Source organism: Azospirillum sp. TSO35-2 (assembly GCF_003116095.1).
Classification (GTDB): Bacteria; Pseudomonadota; Alphaproteobacteria; order Azospirillales; family Azospirillaceae; genus Azospirillum.
The window spans coordinates 1138285-1139449 of sequence record NZ_LGRA01000008.1 but is presented as its reverse complement, the minus strand read 5'-3'; the positions used below and the strand labels follow the sequence as shown (position 1 = coordinate 1139449).

1 protein-coding gene is annotated in these 1165 nt (G+C 71.2%); it reads left to right on the top strand.

Annotated elements, in window-relative coordinates; genetic code table 11:
- Positions 1-1165 (top strand): Ig-like domain-containing protein (locus tag TSO352_RS06670; RefSeq protein ID WP_247871931.1); only part of this gene is annotated, 1165 nt, incomplete at both ends.

The following is a 1165-nucleotide window of genomic DNA, read 5'->3' as shown; positions in this document are numbered from 1 at the left end:
CAACACGGCCACCTCGTCGACGGCGTTGACCGTCACCATCGACAGCACGATCGTGGCGCCGACCGGCTTGGCCTTGGCCTCGGGCTCCGACAGCGGGGCGAGCGCCAGCGATGGCATCACCAACGTCGTTGCGCCCACGGTCACCGGCACGGCGGAAGCCAACAGCGTCGTCACCCTCTACGACGGTACCGGTGTCGTCGGCAGCGGTACCGCCGATGGCAGCGGCGTGTGGTCGATCACCAGCGCCACGCTGGGCAGCGGCGGGCACACGCTGACCGCCACCGCGGTGGATGTGGCTGGCAACAGCTCCACGGCGTCAAGCGGACTGACCGTCACCATCGACAGCACGATCGTGGCGCCGACCGGTTTGGCCTTGGCCTCGGGCTCCGACAGCGGGGCGAGCGCCAGCGACCGCCTCACCAACGTGGTGGCCCCGACGGTCACCGGCACGGCGGAAGCCAACAGCGTCGTCACGCTCTACGACGGCATCAGCGCCGTTGGCAGCGCCACGACGAACGGCAGCGGCGTGTGGTCGATCACCAGCGCCACCCTGGGCAGCGGCGGCCACACGCTGACCGCCACCGCGGTGGACGTCGCCGGCAACAGCTCCACGGCGTCGAGCGGACTGACCGTCACCATCGACAGCACGATCGCGGCGCCGACCGGCTTGGCGCTGGCGTCGGGCTCGGACAGCGGGGCGAGCAGCAGCGACCGCATCACCAACGTCGCCGCCCCGACGGTCACCGGCACGGCGGAAGCCAACAGCGTCGTCACTCTGTATGACGGCACCGGCGTCGTCGGCAGCGCCACGGCGAACGGCAGCGGTGTGTGGTCGATCACCAGCGCCACGCTGGGCAGCGGTGGGCACACCCTGACCGCCCGTGCGGTGGATGTGGCCGGCAACAGCTCCACGGCGTCGACCGGGCTGACTGTCACCATCGACAGCACCACCACGGCGCCGACCGGTTTGGCCTTGGCCTCAGGCTCCGACAGCGGGGCGAGCGCCAGCGACGGCATCACCAACGTCGCTGCGCCCGCGGTCACCGGCACGGCGGAAGCCAACAGTGTCGTCACCCTGTATGACGGCACCAGCGTCGTCGGCAGCGGCACGGCGAACGGCAGCGGCGTGTGGTCGATCACCAGTTCTGCCCTGGGCAGCGGCGGG